Annotated in this window: 1 pseudogene; it reads right to left on the bottom strand. The window is 30.3% G+C overall.

The features are described from left to right. Positions 1-353, bottom strand: a pseudogene (locus KVT27_RS23880) (hypothetical protein); the annotation flags it as partial. Between the last annotated feature and the right edge of the window lie 30 nt (positions 354-383).

Here is a 383-nt window from a genome sequence, read left to right as displayed (position 1 = left end):
ATACTGTCTTGAGGATATTCTTCTAATACATCCATGTATTGGTCTCCTGTTAAATCACAAGGAAGTTTCAACCAATTATAATATCCAAATTCCTTATAATAATATTCTTCAGGGTGAGGATCTAATACGCCCATAATAACAAAAGAATCATGTGTAGTTTGAGCTAATTTTCTTATTTCATTCCAGCCATCATCATACATTAAAGAATCAAATTCACCAAACATATAATTTCCATAATCGTTTTGAAACACTTGATTTGGTAAGCTTAAATCAAAATGAATCATCCCGTCTAATTCATGCTTCCACTTATCAAAGACTTCCTTATTTTTAATACTTAATGATTTTAAATTCAACCTCTCTCCTCCTAATCTATCCTTTCAATC

The organism is Lysinibacillus sp. GbtcB16 (assembly GCF_019091145.1).
GTDB lineage: Bacteria > Bacillota > Bacilli > Bacillales_A > Planococcaceae > Lysinibacillus > Lysinibacillus fusiformis.
This window is presented reverse-complemented; position numbering and strand designations above follow the sequence as displayed.